Origin of the sequence: Streptomyces sp. NBC_01717 (genome assembly GCF_036248255.1) — a bacterium.
Classification (GTDB): domain Bacteria; phylum Actinomycetota; class Actinomycetes; order Streptomycetales; family Streptomycetaceae; genus Streptomyces.
This window is the reverse complement of sequence record NZ_CP109178.1, coordinates 284,056-301,433: the sequence shown is the minus strand read 5'-3', so window position 1 is coordinate 301,433 and position 17,378 is coordinate 284,056. Positions and strand designations below refer to the sequence as shown.

19 protein-coding genes are annotated in these 17,378 nt (G+C 67.9%); 8 read left to right on the top strand and 11 right to left on the bottom strand.

Annotated features, from left to right (window positions below):
- Positions 1–58: 58 nt before the first annotated feature.
- The 7 genes from OHB49_RS01405 to OHB49_RS01375 all read right to left on the bottom strand — a co-directional run bounded on the left by OHB49_RS01405 (position 59) and on the right by OHB49_RS01375 (position 6,106).
- Entirely contained in the window at positions 59–853 is a 795-nt protein-coding gene (locus OHB49_RS01405) for an SDR family NAD(P)-dependent oxidoreductase (RefSeq protein ID WP_329166308.1), read from the bottom strand.
- A gap of 414 nt (positions 854–1,267) precedes the next feature.
- The gene (locus OHB49_RS01400; protein WP_329157192.1) at positions 1,268–1,642 is read right to left on the bottom strand and encodes a VOC family protein; all 375 of its coding nucleotides are present in this window, start codon (positions 1,640–1,642) and stop codon (positions 1,268–1,270) included.
- Positions 1,643–1,995: 353 nt separating this feature from the next.
- Entirely contained in the window at positions 1,996–2,613 is a 618-nt protein-coding gene (locus OHB49_RS01395) for a TOPRIM nucleotidyl transferase/hydrolase domain-containing protein (protein WP_329157191.1), read from the bottom strand.
- A 376-nt stretch (positions 2,614–2,989) separates the two neighbouring features.
- Entirely contained in the window at positions 2,990–3,235 is a 246-nt protein-coding gene (locus OHB49_RS01390; protein ID WP_329157189.1) for a hypothetical protein, read from the bottom strand.
- Positions 3,219–3,470, bottom strand: a complete 252-nt coding sequence (locus OHB49_RS01385; RefSeq protein ID WP_329157188.1) for a DUF6400 family protein — start codon at positions 3,468–3,470, stop codon at positions 3,219–3,221. Before OHB49_RS01385 ends, OHB49_RS01390 begins: the two co-directional genes overlap by 17 nt.
- 540 nt (positions 3,471–4,010) lie before the next feature.
- On the bottom strand, positions 4,011–5,414 hold the full coding sequence (locus OHB49_RS01380) for a HAMP domain-containing sensor histidine kinase (RefSeq protein WP_329157186.1): 1,404 nt from the start codon (positions 5,412–5,414) through the stop codon (positions 4,011–4,013).
- Positions 5,411–6,106 carry a response regulator transcription factor gene (locus OHB49_RS01375; protein WP_329157184.1) on the bottom strand — a complete coding sequence of 232 codons (696 nt, stop codon included), beginning with the start codon at positions 6,104–6,106 and terminating at the stop codon, positions 5,411–5,413. Before OHB49_RS01375 ends, OHB49_RS01380 begins: the two co-directional genes overlap by 4 nt.
- A gap of 279 nt (positions 6,107–6,385) precedes the next feature.
- On the opposite strand from OHB49_RS01375, the gene OHB49_RS01370 reads away from it, so the two are divergent.
- Together OHB49_RS01370 and OHB49_RS01365 are read left to right on the top strand one after the other, a co-directional pair.
- Entirely contained in the window at positions 6,386–7,792 is a 1,407-nt protein-coding gene (locus OHB49_RS01370) for a ferredoxin reductase family protein (protein ID WP_329157182.1), read from the top strand.
- A 45-nt stretch (positions 7,793–7,837) separates the two neighbouring features.
- Positions 7,838–8,041, top strand: coding sequence for a hypothetical protein (locus OHB49_RS01365; protein ID WP_329157181.1), 204 nt, complete (start codon positions 7,838–7,840; stop codon positions 8,039–8,041).
- Positions 8,042–8,190: 149 nt separating this feature from the next.
- Here OHB49_RS01365 and OHB49_RS01360 read toward each other — a convergent pair whose 3' ends face one another.
- The 3 genes from OHB49_RS01360 to OHB49_RS01350 form a co-directional block, all read right to left on the bottom strand.
- On the bottom strand, positions 8,191–8,655 hold the full coding sequence (locus OHB49_RS01360; protein WP_329157179.1) for an orotate phosphoribosyltransferase: 465 nt from the start codon (positions 8,653–8,655) through the stop codon (positions 8,191–8,193).
- Between the two features lie 692 nt (positions 8,656–9,347).
- Positions 9,348–9,653 carry a YkvA family protein gene (locus tag OHB49_RS01355; protein ID WP_329157177.1) on the bottom strand — a complete coding sequence of 102 codons (306 nt, stop codon included), beginning with the start codon at positions 9,651–9,653 and terminating at the stop codon, positions 9,348–9,350.
- Between the two features lie 17 nt (positions 9,654–9,670).
- Complete coding sequence (locus tag OHB49_RS01350; RefSeq protein WP_329157176.1) at positions 9,671–9,925, bottom strand: WhiB family transcriptional regulator; 255 nt, start codon at positions 9,923–9,925, stop codon at positions 9,671–9,673.
- A gap of 754 nt (positions 9,926–10,679) precedes the next feature.
- Between OHB49_RS01350 and OHB49_RS01345 the strand changes: the two genes are divergently transcribed.
- Positions 10,680–10,943, top strand: coding sequence for a hypothetical protein (locus OHB49_RS01345; RefSeq protein WP_329157174.1), 264 nt, complete (start codon positions 10,680–10,682; stop codon positions 10,941–10,943).
- A gap of 278 nt (positions 10,944–11,221) precedes the next feature.
- Positions 11,222–11,356, top strand: coding sequence for a hypothetical protein (locus tag OHB49_RS01340; RefSeq protein ID WP_313941129.1), 135 nt, complete (start codon positions 11,222–11,224; stop codon positions 11,354–11,356).
- 158 nt (positions 11,357–11,514) lie between these two features.
- Here the strand turns inward: OHB49_RS01340 and OHB49_RS01335 are convergent, their stop codons facing one another.
- Positions 11,515–12,354, bottom strand: coding sequence for a GntR family transcriptional regulator (locus tag OHB49_RS01335; protein WP_329157169.1), 840 nt, complete (start codon positions 12,352–12,354; stop codon positions 11,515–11,517).
- Between the two features lie 261 nt (positions 12,355–12,615).
- Here OHB49_RS01335 and OHB49_RS01330 point away from each other — a divergent pair, with 261 nt between their 5' ends.
- The 4 genes from OHB49_RS01330 (at position 12,616) to OHB49_RS01315 (ending at position 17,351) form a co-directional block, all read left to right on the top strand.
- Positions 12,616–13,878, top strand: a complete 1,263-nt coding sequence (locus tag OHB49_RS01330) for an extracellular solute-binding protein (protein WP_329157168.1) — start codon at positions 12,616–12,618, stop codon at positions 13,876–13,878.
- A gap of 26 nt (positions 13,879–13,904) precedes the next feature.
- Positions 13,905–14,900, top strand: coding sequence for a carbohydrate ABC transporter permease (locus tag OHB49_RS01325; protein WP_443079471.1), 996 nt, complete (start codon positions 13,905–13,907; stop codon positions 14,898–14,900).
- Positions 14,901–15,010: 110 nt separating this feature from the next.
- On the top strand, positions 15,011–15,760 hold the full coding sequence (locus tag OHB49_RS01320) for a carbohydrate ABC transporter permease (protein WP_326828125.1): 750 nt from the start codon (positions 15,011–15,013) through the stop codon (positions 15,758–15,760).
- A gap of 58 nt (positions 15,761–15,818) precedes the next feature.
- Positions 15,819–17,351: a beta-N-acetylhexosaminidase gene (locus OHB49_RS01315; RefSeq protein WP_329157166.1), complete on the top strand. Its 1,533-nt coding sequence runs from the start codon at positions 15,819–15,821 to the stop codon at positions 17,349–17,351.
- Positions 17,352–17,378: the final 27 nt, after the last annotated feature.

Here is a 17,378-nt window from a genome sequence, read left to right as displayed (position 1 = left end):
GCCGGGCCTGCTTCGGCAGTTGAGGACGTGAGCTGCCCCCGCTTCGCCCGAGCCCGTCTCAGGTGGTCTTGATCTGGCCCCCATCAATGACGAATTCGGCACCGGTGATGTTGCCGGCACGCGGGGAGGCGAGGAAGACAGCGAGGTCGGCCACCTCCTGAGGTTCGGTGATCCGTCCGGTGGAGATGCCCATCTGCTGGGGCACGACCTCGTCCAAGGCCTCCTTCGCGGTACCGCCCGTACCGGCCGCGACGGTGTCGGCGAAGGCGCCGGGGGCGGTCCAGAACGGGGTGCGTACGGGGCCGGGAGCGATGGCGTTGACGCGGACACCGCGGGGGGCGAACTCTTCGGACAAGGCCTTGGTGAGATTACTCAGGGCAGCTTTGGCTGCCGAGTAGTCCACCACCATGGGGAAGGGCAGTCGGGCGTTGATGGAGCTGATGTTGACGATCGCCCCCTCGCCGTGAGCCAGCAAGTGCGGCAATGCCGCGCGGCTGGCGCGCACCGTACTCAAGAACGTCATATTGAGGGCACGTACCCATGCTGCGTCATCGACATCGAGGAAGCTGGAGCGTGGGCTGGTGGCGCCAACGTTGTTGACCAGTACGTCGATTCTGCCGTGACGACCGGCCGCCTCCTGGATCAGCCCGTCCGCACCGTCGGCATCGGCCAGATCGACCGGATGAAAGGCGACGTCGAACCGCTCGCTCAAGGCAGCGAGCTCAGGTGTTTCTGTGCGGCTGCCAACAACGACGCGCACGCCTTCACGGCCGAATGCCTCGGCGACGGCCAGGCCGATGCCCTTGCTGCCTCCAGTGATGACGGCGACCTTGTCCGTGAGATTCAGCTCCACCGGATTCTCCTCCGCGGCATTCCTCGGCACGATAAAGCAACCCAAACTGGGTGCTTTCAGTGAGTATCGGGCCCAGGTTCGGCACACGTGCCCATCGCCACGCGGCGGCCGCTGAGGACTGCTGCGCACCAGCCTCCGAGCCAGGGAGATCCCCCGTCGCCAGCACCTCGCCCGGCACGCCGCCCAGCCCCAGGCGGCCGAGTGCGGCGGGTACGAGGTGCGCTTCGGGTGCCGGCCGTTGGACCCGGCGGCTTCGAGATCGCCGCCCGAAGTAGGACCGCGACGGCAGCATCCGAGAAGGGCCTCACCGGCACCTCGGAGACGAGTTCGTACGCCGTTTGGCGGCCCTCCGGGAGGCCGGGGAGGTGCCGGACCAACCCTGATAGACGCCCGGACCGAGCGTCTGAAGGGCAGTCAGCGTTTGACCAGGCAGAAGGGATGCCCAGCCGGATCAGTGAGGACCCGCGCCCTGGCCTCATCATGAGGCTGGTGATCCGGCTTGCCCGCACCCAGATCCAGCAACTGGGCCTCGGCGTCGTCCAGGTCGTCCCCGACGTTGAAGCAGATGTGAAGCTGCTGGGGAACGGTTTGGTCCGGCCAGCTCGGAGCTCGGTAGTCGTCGACTTTTTGAAAGCCGATGAGAAGTCCGTCCGCACCGTTGAGACCGGCGAAGTCGGCGTCCGATTTCGGGTGAGGTTCGAGGCCGGTGGCCTGCTGATAGAACGCCGCCAGAGCCGGCGGATCAGGGCAATCGAGTGTTATCGCACCCAACTTCATCTGCAGAGGCATGGCATCTCCGGGCTGGTCGGTGGACCTTCTCGAAGCACACGCTAAGGGCTGTCCCGTAATCCCTGGTGGATCGGCGCGTGGCGTCGGATGCGGTGCATCGCAAGGCGGAGGGGCGTCCTCATACTGGTCGTATTCGGGCGTTCCGACAACGCGGCGAGGTGCCGTAGCTGTCGTCGCGCGCCCGCCAGGGATTACGGGCCCTTAGAGGTGCTCTTCCTCTTCGCGGTCGCAGGTGAGATGACTCGTCGGCTTGCTCATGGCGTGGGGCCGTTGGCCATCGAACCCTTCGGTTGACCACCTCGGGCGGACGGCGGGACAGAGCGCTCGAGGGGGCTGTGATTTTCGTGCCTCGGTCACAGACTCGTGACGAGTTCGTCGAGCGGGGCCGGTACTTGGCCGAGGTCGAGGGTCTCCACCAGGAGACGGCCGTAGCGGATCTTGCGGCCCTTCTTCGTGCCGAGGAAGCGCCGCAACTGCTGCTGCCGGGGCCGACCGTCTTGTGCAGGCTGGCGCAGGAAGGTCTGCCAGGCCCGCAGGTCGCCCTCGTCCCGGATGATTTCCTCCACCCGGGACGTGCCCAGCGCGCGGATGAGTTCGTCCTCCAGGTCCGCCACGCACACGAAGAAGCCCCGGTGCGGTGCCCGTGCCCGCTCCAGGCCTTGGGCGTAGAAGCGCTGCTCGCGCTCGTCGCACAGTCCCGTCAGACGCAGGTCAAGACCGGGTGGCCCGAGAAGACCGGCGTAGCGGCCGACACTCATCGCCCCGCCCATCGGCACGACGCACACCCCTTCGGCGGCCAGGTCCCTGCCACTCCGTGCGGCCAGCGTCTCGACGGCTTCGAGGTCACTCGGTCCTTCCAGCAGCACCGCCGTCCGCAGCCCCAGTTGCACAGCCAGATCACTGGCCGGTTCGCCGGCACCACCAGCCGCCCAGCGGCTGACCGCGTCCCGAAATGCCTGCATGTCCGCCATGCAGTGAGTCTGCACTCCACCGACCGGAACTGCACGGAATATTCGACGTCCCCGCTCGACATGCCCGGCACCCTCGTCACGTGGGCCTGCTGACCGACCCCATCACTTGTGGGACCGAGCCGGCGGAGGCCTCGGGGTGCCAATGGCGGAGTGGCCGGCGATCTCTCACAACGCGGCCGTACACCGCTGTCCCCGTCACCATGACCGCGCGCGGGCACTCGGACAGTCAGCAACCGCGGACAGGACCGGGACCGATGCTGACGACTTGCTGATCCGCGCCGACGCAAAATGGCCCTGACCTGCATGAATGTCAAGACGGACTGCCAGTCCCAAGTCCTGTGACCGACAGGCCACGTGCTGGGCCGGCTGCCGTCGGTCACCAACCGGAGGTGTTGTCGTCGCGGCGGGTGATGCCGGGCCGCGTGTTCACTGACCACATGTGTGTGCACTGCGGACACTGAAGGTGAACGACCGGTCCGTTGCTGGATATCAGATAGCGCCAGTGCTCTCCGCAGTTGCGGCGGTCGGCGCAGGGCTCGCAGTGGCGGGCGTCGTCGCAGACGGGGCAGGCGAGCCAGGCGCGGCGGGCGACGTCCGCCTGTGGATCAATGGGCAGCCGCACGGCCCGGCTCCCCTCCTGGCAGGACGCCGGCCGCCACGAGCAGGTCGTAGGTGCGCTGCTGCTCGGCGTCGAGGTTCGAGTAAAGGAGCGTGTAGGCCTCGTCCTCGCTCTGGAGAGCGGCGACCGGGTCCCAGTCGGGCCCGAGTGCGGTCACGACCTCCGCCCGTCGTCGAGCTTCCTCGAAGGTCAGATCGATGGTGAAGGGTATGTGACCTGTGCGATTTTCCTCGTTCATTGTGCGACCTTCGATGAGATGTCGGAATTCCACATCTACCAGGCGACTGCAGAGACAGGGAAGGGTGGCCTAAGTCGGCCCGGAGTGCTGCAGTGTCCGGCGCGTCGACGGGGAACCCTCAGATCGGCAGACAGCGGTGGGCCGTTGTCGGCACCGCGAACCCACAGCGAACACGGTCCCGCACACGGCAATGTGACGTACTTCATGGCGTTGCCGCACCGAACTGGGCGCGATGACGCGCGAGCAGGCGGTGCAGGACCGGTGCGCTCGGCCACATCGTCCGGCACGGCCGTCAAGGGCAGGTATCCGAGGACAGGACCGCGTCCTGCGGGTGCGTGTTGCGGTAGGCCGGGCCCGCCTTCGTCAGCGAGGTGACACGAGCGGTGAACGGCGAGAGTCGCTCGTGACGGCCGCGCCGGGCTGCCGGTAGACCCCGGCCTCGCTGTCGGCGGCACACGGCGGAGCGCCCTGTCACGCTGAATGCAGCCTCGCCGCTGGTGCGGAGCACCGGCCCCCGAACGCACCGTGAATGCGCGCTGGTCAAACCGATGGAGGGCCGCCCGAGCCCGGCTCGTAGGGTACGTGCTCGCTTGCCGTAGGAAGGGCGAGGATCGCTCGCAGCCCGCCGCTGGGGCTCTCTCCCAGATGCAGTGTGCCGTGGTGGACGTGGGCCTGTTGTTCGACGAGGGCGAGGCCGAGGCCGGATCCGGGTGCGCGGGTTCGGGCGCCTCGGGTGAAGCGCTCCTTCATGGCCTGGCGTTGGTCGGGCGGGATGCCGGGGCCGTTGTCGCTGACGGTGATCCGGGCTGTGCTGTGGTCGTGCGTGAGGCGGATGTCGACGGTGCCGTCCGGGTGGCCGTGGAGGGCGGCGTTGTCGAGGAGGTTGTCCACGGCGAGCCGGAGCCCGGCCGCCCACCCCTGGACCGTCACGGGGTCGGCGGGGGTGAGGCGGTATGTGACGGGCGGGTGGCGCCGAGCGGCGTGGGTCACGGCTTCGGCAAGCAGGGCGGTCAGGTCGACGGGGGTGCGGTCGGGCAGGGCCCGGGAGTCGCCACGGGCGAGGGCCTGGAGTCCGGTGAGGAGGGTGGTGATGCGGTGGTGCTCGGCGTTCATCGCTTCCAGGGCGCGGTGGCGCTGCGGCTGGGAGAGGTCGGGGTTGCGCTGGAGGGTCTCGAGCGTCATCCCGAGGGTGGTGAGCGGGGTGCGCAGCTCGTGTCCGGCGTCCGCTGTGAAGCGGCGGGTGGCTTCCATGCTGGTCCGCAGCTGGTCGAGCATGGCGTTGAGGGCGTGGGAGAGGTCGGCGACCTCCTGGGGGCGGGCGAGGGTCGGCAGGCCGGGGCCGGTGGCGTCGGCACTGATGGCCTGCGCACCGGTGCGCAGCCGCTGAAGGGGGTGGAGGAGGAGCCGGGTGATCAGCCAGACGCCGGCGGCGGTGGTGAGGGCGGCGAGGAGGGTGACGGCGGCGACGATCGCGGTGTTGTCCGCCAGTCGCCGCTCGATTGAGTCGATGTCCTGGAGGACTTCGAGGCGGTCCCCGGCATTGTTCAGGGGGCGGGTCAGGGAACGCCAGGTCTGCCCGTCGGCCGCGACAGTGGCGTAGCCGTCCCGCTCGGGTACGGGAAGGGGGAAGGGCGGGGTCTCGCCGCGCTGGGCGGTGATCTGGCCGTCGGAGATGAGGCGGACCAGACTCTGGCTGCCGACCAGCAGGCCGCCGTAGTCGTCCCGGCCCTCGTCACCGCCGTCGTGGCCGCCCTGCTTGAGGAGCTTGTCGGCGTCCTGGCGAACCTTCTCGGCGCGGCCGGCGAGCTGCCGGTCGACGTCGGTGCGGTCGCGGTGGTCGATCCGGGCGACGATGATCAGCCCGGCGAGCGCCACCACGACGGTCACCAGGAGGACGACCGCCGCGGTGATCTGGGAGCGCAGGCTGCGCGGGAGGAGATTCAAGGCCCGGTCCGCAGGACGAAACCGATGCCGCGCACCGTCTGCAGGAGACGGGGGCTGCCGTCGGCTTCGAGTTTCTTGCGTAGGTAGCCGATGAAGACATCCACGACGTTGGTGTCGACGTCCCAGGTGTAGCCCCAGACCTGCTCCAGGAGCTGGGCCCGGGAGAGGACCTGGCCGGGCCGGTGGGCGAGCGCGAGCAGGAGATCGAACTCACGGGCGGTCAGTCCCAGGTCACGTCCGGCGCGTGAGGCGGTGCGGCGGGCCGGTTCGATCGTGATGTCGCCGATGACCAGGGGACGCTGCGCGGTGGACTCGTGCAGGCGCACCATGGCGTGCAGGCGGGCGGCGAGCTCGCCGATGGAGAACGGCTTGACGACATAGTCGTCCGCGCCGGCTGCGAGTCCCGCGACCCGGTCGTCGACCTCGTCGCGGGCGGAGAGCATGCACACCGGCAGCGTCCGGCCCTCGGCCCGCAGCCGGCGCACCACCTCGACGCCTGACGGGCCCGGCATCGTCACGTCCAGAACGATCACCGAGGGCAGTCGGGCGGCGACCTCCGCCAGCGCCATTTCGCCGTCTTCGGCCAGGCGCACCGTGAAGCCCTCCAGTCCCAGACCCAGGTCGAGGGCTTCACGTAGGCCCGGATCGTCGTCGACCACCAGCACCTCAGGCTTCCGGCCCACTCCTGCCATCTGTTGAACCTCAGCCCTTCACCGGCGCCCCCGCCGACAGGGGCTGCTCCAGGTCAAGGATCAGCCTCGAAGGACAAGGAAGTCTAAGAACCACGCGGCCCGTCCCCTCCGCCGTCCCCCGCCACTCGCACGACGGGCGCAGGTCACAACCTCCAGCCGACGACAACGACTCCGCGTCGAGTGTCGGTCTCTTAGAGATGCCACAAAGAGCCCGACGAGGGTGAGGACCACGCCCCGTCCGGGGCGGCGCCCTGTGATCCGTGCCGAAGGAATCCGCTGATGACGCTCTCCACCGTGCTGCCCCGCGGGCACCGCAAACTGCCCGCCGAACGCCGACGGCGGGGGTTCACCCTGGCCGACCCGCTCGGCGCTCTGGCGATCCTGTCCGCGGTCGCGGTCGTAGCCCTATGGGTGATGAACCAAGGCGGCCCGCTCAGCCTGACCGCACCCGACCGGGCGACGGGCTCCCTCGGCCTGCTCACAGGACTGCTGGCCTCCGACCTGATGATCCTTCAGGTGATCATGCTCGCCCGGATCCCCTGGGTCGAACGATCCTGGGGCCACGACCTGCTCACCCGACGGCACCGCTGGATCGGCTTCGCCTCCTTCTGGCTGATGATGGCCCACGTCGTCCTCTTCGCCGTCGAACGCGCGGTGCGCGAACCCGACGCGATGCTGGACGCGCTTATGCGGGTGTTCATCACCGACTCGTGGATGCTGTTCGCCACCGTCGGCACCATCCTGCTGATCATGGTGGTCGTCACCTCGATCCGCACGGCCCGCCGCCGCCTGCGCTACGAGTCCTGGCACCTGATCCACCTGTACTCATACGCCGGGATCGCCGCCACGTTCCCGCACACCTTCGTCGACGGCGCCGACTTCCACGAGACCTGGACCCGCATCTACTGGTGGTGCCTGTACGGCTTCGCGTTCGCCGTCACCTTCCTGTACCGCCTCACCTTGCCCGCGTGGCGTTCCTTCTACCACCGCCTGCGCGTCGAGTCCGTGGTCACCGAAGCGCCCGGTGTCGTCTCTGTCACCGCCCAGGGCCACCGCCTGGACAAGATGAAGACCGCGTCCGGCCAGTTCTTCATCTGGCGCTTCCTCGACGGCCCCGGGTGGTCCCGCGGCAACCCCTACACCCTCTCCGCCGCCCCCACTGCCGACCGGCTGCGCATCACCATCAAGGCCGCAGGCGACGGCAGCGAACGCGTCGCACGGCTGAAGCCCGGCACCCGGGTCCTGATCGAGGGCCCCTACGGAACCCTCACCGCCCGTCGGCGCCGGCAGCCGCGCATGCTCCTGATCGCCGCGGGTATCGGCATCACCCCCATGCGCGCCCTCCTCGAAGACACCGACTACGCCCCCGGTGAGGTCACCCTCATCTACCGCTACAGCGAGACCCAGCACGCCGTCTTCATCGACGAACTCCGTGAGATCGCCGCGCGCCGTGGCGTCGAGCTGATCTTCCTGCCCGGGCCCCGCCGCGCCGAGACCTCCTGGCAGGCCACCGGCCCCGCCCACCTCAGCGACGACGCCCAGGTCTTCAAGGACCTCGTCCCCGACATCCCTCACTGCGACATCTACGTCTGCGGCCCGCCCATCTGGATCACCGCCGTTCGTAAGGCCGCCGACGGCGCCGGCGCCCACCGCGACAACATCCACACCGAAGAGTTCGCCTGGTAGACCCACCACTCCGACCGAAACCCTCACTCATCAACGGGAGCACACATGCGCCGCATCACCATCTTGATGACCGTCACCCTCGCCGTGGCCGCCCTCCTCTTCGTCTTTCAGCTCAACCTCTCCGGTACCACCGGCAAGTCCGGCGACGGCGGGAACCACACCGAACCCCCCTCCACCGCTCCAGCCAAGCCCGGCGGCGACACCCCAGGCGATGGCGAACACATTGGAAAGCCCGGTGAGGACAAGTAGGCCCCGCAGCAGCCGAATTCGACCGAAGCCCGGCTCATCGTTGCGGAACCCCTCGCGGCGTCCGGTCCCGGAGTGGCCAACAGCGCGACTGGGATGGGAGCCCTATCCTGCCCTTGACTGTGCTGGGCGGTCCCGACGATCCGAATGGGTCAGGCCGCTGCACGGAGATCGTCCGCGGTCAGCAACGAAACCAGTCCGATCCCTGCGCCTGCCAGCGCCTCGACGCCACCTTGCTGACGGTCAATGACGCACAAAGCTTCACGGACGTCCGCGCCGAGAGCACGCAACTCCGCAGTGGACAACACGATCTGTCCGCCGCTGGTGACCACATCCTCCACGATCAGGACTCGTCGGCCCACGATGTCAGCACCTTCCGCGAGGCGGCGCGTCCCATAGCCTTTGGCCTGCTTGCGGACAAAGGCGCACGGCAGCCCGGTGTGCCGGCCGAGGGCGGTCACCACCGGAATCCCACCCATTTCAAGGCCGGCCAACACCTCCGTGCCTTCCGGCACGAGCTGGGCCATCTCCCTGGCGATGGAGTCCAGGAGAACGGGATCGCCTTCGAAGCGGTACTTGTCGAAGTACTCGGTTGCCGTGAGGCCGGACCGGAGCACGAAGTTCCCGGTCAGGTGGGACGCGGCATGGATCTGGTGGGCAAGACTCGAAGAATTCACAAGACCGAAGTCTCTCAGCCGAGCGGAGCCACCCGGGGGGACCAGGGCGAAACGACACTGAGGCAACGGAGCCGACCACGGGGCGCCCGGCGATCGTCGAGACGCTTGCCCTTGCCCCCGTCTCACGCAAGTCCGGGAACCCCACTGGGTGACGTACCGGTTGATCTCCGATGTCCGTCAAAGCGGACCGAGCCCAGACAACACCCACTTGGCGAGGCGCTTACCAGGGCATCATGGGCAATCCGCCCACACTGAACGCCCTCTTGGCGGGGAAGTCGCAATCCGCCGGCGCGCCGGCGGCATGAGCAAGCCCCGAAGTACCTCCGGAGCCGACGCTGACGACTCCTGACGGAATGACTCCAGAGGCCCCCGCTGGACACGGGGGAGGTAGGTTGCGGCCGGGTGCGAGGGTGCTGGCGTGTGGGTTGCGATCGACGCTGCGAACTGGGGGCGCCGTATCGGAGCACCCCGGTTGGTACGGACCGGCTCGTGCCGTCGGCGGCCTGCGCGCGGTGGCAAATGCAGTCAACCTGCTGCAGGCGGCTGAGGCTCGCTCGCTGCTCGACGGCGGCTGGACAAGTGCCGTATGCCACCGGTCGGCCGGGATCCGGTTCGCGCGGGGCGGGCTGCCCTTATCGGGGCGGGCTGCCCTTATGAGGGAGGGCGGCGCCCGAGCGGTCCGGCCCGTGGGCTGAGAGCGAGCGCAGCGCCAGCAGCAGGAACCCGATGTCGTCCAGATAGACGGGGTCGGGGATCAGGTCGACGGGACAGACGGTGTAGATCGCCGCCGCCCACACCAACGCCTTGTTCCGCAGCGGGACCCCTGCGTCGATCAGCAGCTTCCTTGCCCGGATCAGCCGGATCAGGAGGACGCCGGCGACCCCCATGGTGAGTAGTGCGGCGACCGCGCCGACGAGAAGCCAAGCCGTGGGATCCATGGGTACATCGTCCATCCTTATCCGGACTCCTGAGCCCGCCTGCGGGTGCGGCGCTTCAGTGCACGCCGTTCGGCCTCACCCAGGCCACCCCATACGCCGGAGTCCTGACCGTGCTCCATGGCCCACTCCAGACACGGCTCCCGAACCGGGCATTCGCGGCATACCGCCTTCGCGTCTTCCGTCTGCACGAGCGCCGGGCCGGTGCTTCCGATGGGGAAGAACAGGTCGGGGTCCTCGTCACGGCAGGCCGCCTGCATACGCCAGTTCTCCATGTGCCTCACTCCCGATGGTTGTCCTGGTTCGGTTGCTACGTTGCGGGTGACCGACAACTGGCCCCTGAAACCCCATTTGCTTCTGCTCACCGCACTGCAGTCCCCGTACAGGTGCACCGCGCATCCTGCGCCCAGGCCAACCGTCGCCAAGGGGTGGTCAATCCGGTGCAGGGTCCGGCTGCTGCCACTGCCTCAGGATTCGGCAGCGGTGGGCCGCCGGCCGACTGGAGAGCGCCTTCACCCCGTCGGCAGCCGTCCGGCGGCAAGCGAGAAGTTTCAGCGGGCCGAGCACGAACAGCAGGATGCCGAGCGGCCCATCGTCGTCCACCAACCTGATCGGCAAGCATCAGCGGCTCGATCCGGTCCCACATCGCGTCAGTGACATCCAGCTCTGAATCAGGTCGTAAACCCTGGCCCACCTGCGCCGATTCGGGATACCATCCCGATCTCGAACGAATCCCGGGGGGGACGATGACTACCGAAGTGTTGCCACCATCCGTTGAAATGCCCGCCGTACCCGCCATGCCGCCCGCGCCCGCGGCACCGCCCGCCGAGCGGCTGGTGAACCCCGCGATCGCAGGTCTCGTGGGCATGGTCGCAGGGGGCGGGGATCGTCGGAGCGGCTTGGGCCATCACGGTCGGTAGTGGCGACGACGAACCGGCCACGTTCTCACTCACCGGCGCACTCGCCCTCAATGTCGGAGTCGTTCACACTGCCGACACTGGCTGAAAGGAAGCCGGAGGCTACGACGACATGGCCGAGGGAATCTCAGCCACCGTCCACGCCGCCGCCGGGGGAGTAGCGGTCACCGGCAACCTTGGCTCCTCCGAGTACGCGGAGGACTGCAAAGTCGCCGTCGACGACGTCCCGAAGAGCGAGAAGTTCTATCAGGTCGAGGTGCCACACCGGGGGAAGGCCCAGCTCGGCGGCACGGAAGCCGAGGACGGCAAGCTCACCACCACCACGCTCGGCCAGGGCCTTTCGTCTGGATCTTGCTGGGCTCGCGGGGTCTGGTAGGCACATCCGCGGCGTTGTCGTCAGTCTTCCCCCAGCTCTCGGCTTCGCTCGAGCAGGGGAGACCCTATTCGATCCGCGTGGGCTCTTTCCTCTGCTTTGCAGCTGCACGCACCACGGGGCGACATCAGCCGCTCCGCGGCGGGCCGCTCCCTGATCCAGCCTGATCCAAACGAAAGACTCTGGACCTCACCGCACGACTGGGTCCCGGACCTCATGGTCCGGGGCGCAACTGCGGCCGCCGCCAACCACCGCGCTGCCGCTGACGAGAGGATGACCCCATGACCAGGCACACCGAGCCCTGCGGCGAGACCGGTTGCGTCTGCTACTGCTTCAGCGCCGCCCACTCGTGCGGCTGCGACTGCGGCCACGCCGGCGCGTGCGAATGCCTCGACTGCCTCGAAGAGGACGAGTAGCCCTTCACCGCAGGGCGGGCCCCGGACCTCGTTGGTCCGGGGCCTTCGCTGTTCCAAATGTGGCGCGTGCTCGCTGAGGGCTGTCCCGTAGATGCCGGGGCCGGCTCCTACTGCCCCGCCTTCATCGTGCAGTCCGGGAAACTCCGGACGGGCCTGTGCTACCTACCTGACTGGACATCTCCGACAGTGGACGAGGAGATGGGGTCGCGGTGTGCGAAATCCCCTGGCGGGATGCCGGGATGATGTTCGCTGCGCGCCTCGGGGACGGCGGGCGCGGGACCAAGGGTGATCCGGGAGACGATGCGGTAGCGGTCACCGCGGTAGAGCGAGTGGACGTATTCGACGGGGTGCCCTCTGGTGTCGGTGGTGAGCCGCTCGAAGAGTAGGGCGGGGGAGAGTTCGGGCACACCGAGCAGAGCAGCCTCCGCCTGCGTGACGACCGTGGGCTCGATGGCTTGGACCGCCTCATGGACCTGTACCTGGTGATGATCCCTCAGGTGCTCGTAGAGGTCCCCGGCCTCCAGTTCCTGCTCCGACAGATCGGGTACGAGCTCCGCCGGGATGTGCAGATGCTCGATGGCGATGGGGGCGCCGTCGACCAGTCGAAGCCGTGCGATGTAGACGATCGAGGCTGCGGGGGACAGCTGCAGTTTGCGGCCCACGCGGGCGCCGGCCTGCACGGTCGCGAACTCAAGGAGCCGACTTGACCAGCTGCCGCCGGCCAGAGGTGCGCTCAGTGAATGCTGCCCGGAGACCAACTCCTGGGTGATCTTCTGGGGAGCGACGAACATGCCGCGGCCATGCTCGCGTACAAGCAGGCCGGTGGCCACCAGTTCGTCGGCTGCCGCCCGCAGGGTGGGCCGGGAAACGCCGAGCTCGGCGCTGAGTGCGCGCTCCGAAGGGATGGCGTCGCCGGGTCTGCGGGCCTCGATCAGCTCCAGAATGTGGTCGCGCACCCGCTCCCGCTTGAGCAGAGTCTCCGGCGCCTTGTTGTCCATGTGTCGCCCTTTCTGGTCTGTCTCAAAGTTAACCAGTTGGGTGCGACAAGCTGCAATCGGCCTACTGGTCAATCTGCTTTGGAGTCGGGGACCAGGAGCGGCTGGCTGCATGATCCCGTCATAGGACTGCAACAGTGGCCTCTGCATGGGTACTTGACGACATCAGTGGTCTATGCCAACTTCATCCACCACCGATAGGTAAGTTGTCCAGTTGACCAGTAGTGGTCAACTGGTTGGAGCCCCGTCCCTCAGAGGTGAACTGTGAAGTTCCGATTGCTTGCCGGCCTATCTGTGCTCGTGTTGACAGCCGGGCTCAGCGCGTGCAGCTCCTCCGACGCCTCCGATTCCGCGGGCGGTCCTCAGAAGCTCACTGTGTGGATCATGAAGGACAGTGTCACGGACGACTACCTCAAGCAGTTCAAGGCGGACTTCGAGAAGACCCACAAAGACGCCACCCTGGACATCCAGATCCAGGAGTGGGACGGCATCGGGCAGAAGGTCACCGCCGCACTGGCCAGCAACGACGCCCCGGACGTCATCGAGGTGGGCAACACTCAGGTCGCGCAATACGCCGCCAGCGGCGGCGTCAAGGACTTCTCGGACAAGACCTCCGAGCTCAAGGGCGACGACTGGTTGCCGGGCCTTGCCGAGCCGGGCAGCATCGACGGCAAGCAGTACGGCATTCCTTGGTACGCGGCCAACCGAGTCGTGATCTACAACAAGGACCTGTTCGAGAAGGCCGGCGTGGACGCGAGCGCCATCAAGACCCGGGAGCAGTGGATCACGGCGACCAAGAAGCTCAACAAGGGGGGAGACCAGGGGATCTACCTGCCCGGCCAGAACTGGTACCTGCTGTCGGGGTTCATCTGGGACGAGGGCGGCGACCTCGCCACCGAATCCGGCGGCACGTGGAAGGGCGCGCTCGACACCCCTGAAGCGGTCAAGGCAATGGAGTACTACAAGCAGCTCCAGGCACTTGGAAAGGGCCCCAAGGACGCTGACGAGGCCAAGCCGCTGCAACACGACGTCTTCGCCAAGGGCATGGTCGCCCAGGAGATCTCCGTACCCGGCGGTGCCAAGATCATTGAGCACGCCAATCCCGAGCTGAAAGGGAAGATCGGGTTCTTCCCGATCCCCGGCAAGACGGCCGACAAGCCGGGCTCGGTCGTCCTCGGCGGCTCCGACCTGATCGTGCCCCTGGCCTCCGCCCACCAGGATGCCGCGTACGAGGTGATCAAGGCGCTGGCGGGCGACAAATGGCAGACCGAGATGGCCAAGACCATGAGCTATGTGCCCAACAGGACCTCGCTCGCCGAAGTCCTCAGCAGCGACGAGGGCGCTTCCGTGATGGCCGCAGCCGCCCCACAGGGCCATGCAACCCCCAACTCGCCCAACTGGGCCGCAGTCGAGGCCAACAACCCGATCAAGGCGTACCAGACGGCCGTGCTGACAGGGGGCGACCTGGCGGCCGCCGCGAAGAAGGCATCGGACTCCATCACCAAGACCCTGAACACCAAGTCCTGAACCCGTCTCCGAGGAAGGAGGAGGCCGTGACCGCAGCCACGCGGACCGGAACCGTACCCGACACCCCGCCACGGGAGAAGACACGGCCTCCCGGGAAGACGCGCACCGCGAGACGACGCACCCCAGGTGGGACGACCAACGCCGGCCTCTGGCCCTATCTGCTCGTCGCACCCACCGTAGTCGGCGCCGCCTATCTGCTTGTGTATCCGCTGATCCGCAATGTGGTCATCTCCTTCCAGCACTTCGGCCTGGGCGAACTCATTCGCGGCGGCCCCGGCTTCGCGGGATGGGACAACTACCGGGAGATCCTCAGCGGGGACGAGTTCTGGGCGGTGGTGCGCCGCACCATCCTGTGGACGGCTGTCAACGTCTCACTGATCATGGTGCTGTCCACCCTGGTCGCGTTGATGCTGCAGCGTCTGGGCAAGCGCATGCGGACCGTCGTGATGAGCGGTCTGGTGCTGGCCTGGGCGACCCCGCAGATCGCCGCGACCACTGTCTTTCAGTGGCTGTTCCAGTCCCAGCTGGGTGTCGTCAACTGGCTCCTCGTCCGGCTCGGGTTCGACTCCTTCGAGGGCTACACCTGGTTCGCCCATGGCCCGGCCACTTTCACCATCCTGGTGATCCTCGTCGTCTGGCAGTCGGTGCCGTTCGCCGCGATCACCCTGCACTCGGCCTTGACGACCGTCCCCGCCGAGGTCTTCGAGTCGGCCCGGATGGACGGCGCGAGCGCCGCCCGCATGTTCCGCTCCATCACCCTGCCGATGCTCCGGCCGATCTTCGGGCTCGTCCTGTGCCTCGAAGTCATCTGGGTCTTCCGATGCTTCGCCCAGATCTGGGCCATCAGCCAGGGCGGCCCCGACGACGCCACCACCACCCTGCCGATCTACGCCTTTCAGGTCGCCCAGTCCCTGCACCGCTACGACCTGGCCGGAGCCGCCTCCACCATCACTGTGCTTCTGCTCGTCGCCGTACTCATCGCCTACTTCCGCCAGATGTTCAAGCAGGAGGCTGAACTGTGAGCCTCACAGCGATACGTGCACGCAGCGTCCGGAGCCGATTCCTCCGCAGGCTCCCGCTCAACACCACGGCCCTCGTCGTGTTCGCGCTCTCCATCTTCCCCGTGTACTGGATGGCACTCACTGCCTTCAAGCCCACGAAGGACATCACCGCCGACACCCCGATCTTCCTGCCCACCCACCTCACGTTCGACCACTTCACCAAGGCCGTGCAGGCGGACGGCTTCTGGATGTTCTGGCGCAACAGTCTCACCGTCACGCTCGGCGGAGTGCTGCTCGCCCTCGTCGTGGCGCTCGGTGCGGCCTTCGCCGTGGCACGGATGAAGTGGCGGGGACGGCGCAGCTTCATCCTCATGGTGTTCATCGCCCAAGTGGCTCCCTGGGAAGCCATGTTGATCCCGATGTACATCATCGCCCGCGACACCGGCATGCTCGACAAGCTGTCGATGCTCACCCTGATCTACTTCATGACCACGCTGCCCTTCACCGTCGTGACACTGCGCAGCTTCCTCACCGCCATCCCCGTCGAACTGGAGGAGGCGGCACAGGTCGATGGCTGCACCCGCGCCCAGGCCTTCCGCCGCGTCACCTTCCCGCTCCTCGCTCCCGGCCTGCTCGCCACGTCGCTCTTCGGATTCATCACCGCGTGGAACGAATTCGCCTTCGCCAACATGCTGATCATCAAGAACCAGGACGACCGCACCCTGCCCGTCTGGCTGTCCTCGTTCTCGAATGTCTTCGGCACCGACTGGGGCGCCACCATGGCGGCCGCCACGCTCTTCGCACTCCCCGTCCTCATCCTCTTCCTGGCCCTCCAGCGACGCGTTTCGACCGGGATGACCGGCGGCGCAGTCAAGGGCTGATCTGGACCACACCCCTGGCCCGCGAGGACCGTACCCTGCCGGCACCGGAGGCCGACCCATGCCTGCGCACCTCGACTTCCCGCTCATTCCCCGACCCAGCAAGCTCTCTGTCAGGGCGGGCCGATTCACCCTCGACGCGGATACGTCCATACGGGCTGCCCCGGGTACCGAGGGCGCCGCAGACCTTCTGCGCTCCTTCCTCGCCCCGGTCACCGGGCTGCCACTGGCCCCCTCCCCGGACGGGCAGCTGAACCTCCTTCTCGACCCGCAGCTGGGCAGCCTCGGAGACGAGGCCTACGGGCTGACCATCGGGCCGCACGCCCTGCTCCTGCGCGCCGCACACGAAACCGGACTCCTGCACGGCATCCAGACCATCCGCCAGCTGCTTCCACCCGAAGCCCTGCTGGACACCCCGCAGCGCCGCAGTTCGTGGCAGCTGCCCTGCGTCGAGATCACCGATGCCCCACGCCACCTCTGGCGCGGAGCAATGCTCGATGTGGCCCGCCACTTCCAGCCGGTCTCCTTCGTACGCCGCTACGTGGACCTGCTGGCCTTCCACAAGCTCAACGTCCTGCAGCTGCACCTCACCGACGACCAGGGCTGGCGAATGCCGGTCTCTGCCTTCCCCGAACTCACCGAGATCGGTGGCCACCGGGCCCAGTCGATGGTCGGCCCCTCGGGGAGCGGGGTGTACGACGGGACGCCACACGGCGGCAGCTACACCCGACGGGAGCTCAGCGAACTCGTCGCGTACGCCGCCTCGCGGGGCGTCACGATCGTGCCCGAGATCGGGATGCCCGGACATGCCCGGGCGGCCATCGCCGCCTATCCCGAACTGGGCAACCGCCCCGAACGGCGCCTGGGCGTATGGACCGAATGGGGCGTGTGCGACACCACCCTCGGCGTCCACGACCTGGTCCTGGATTTCTGCCGCACCGTCCTCGAAGAGGTCATGGACGTCTTCCCCGCATCACATATCCACATAGGCGGCGACGAGTGCCCCACCGTCGAGTGGGCGGCCTCCGCGGACGCACTCCGCAGGGTCGAGGACGAGGCACTGGCGGGCCCCGAGGAACTGCACGGTTGGTTCATGGGCCACATCGGGAGATTCCTGACCAGCCACGGCCGGCGCCCCATGGGCTGGGCCGAGACCGGCACCGATCTGCCGCCCGAGTTCACCGTGACGACCTGGCGCGACCCGTCCCACGGCCTTGCCGCGGCGCGGCGCGGCCAGCAGGTCGTGATGGCCCACTACCGCTCCACCTACCTCGACTACGCCCAGTCCGACGACCTCACCGAACCACCCGGCCAGCCCGGCGCCGTCGTCGACCTGAAGTCCGTGCACACCTACCGCCCCGCCCCGGCCGACTGGGAGGACGAAGCCGCAGCACAGGTGCTCGGTACCCAAGCCCAGCTGTGGACCGAGTTCGCCGCCACCCCCGCCCACCTCGAATACCTCAGCTTCCCCCGGCTGTGTGCCCTGGCCGACCGCGCCTGGTCGGACGAACCCGGCTGGGGGGACTTCCTCGCCCGGATGCGGCTGCACGAGAGCCGCCTGGACGCCCTCGACGTCCGGTACCGCCCCCTGTAAATCCCGCGCGAGAACCCCCGCAACCCC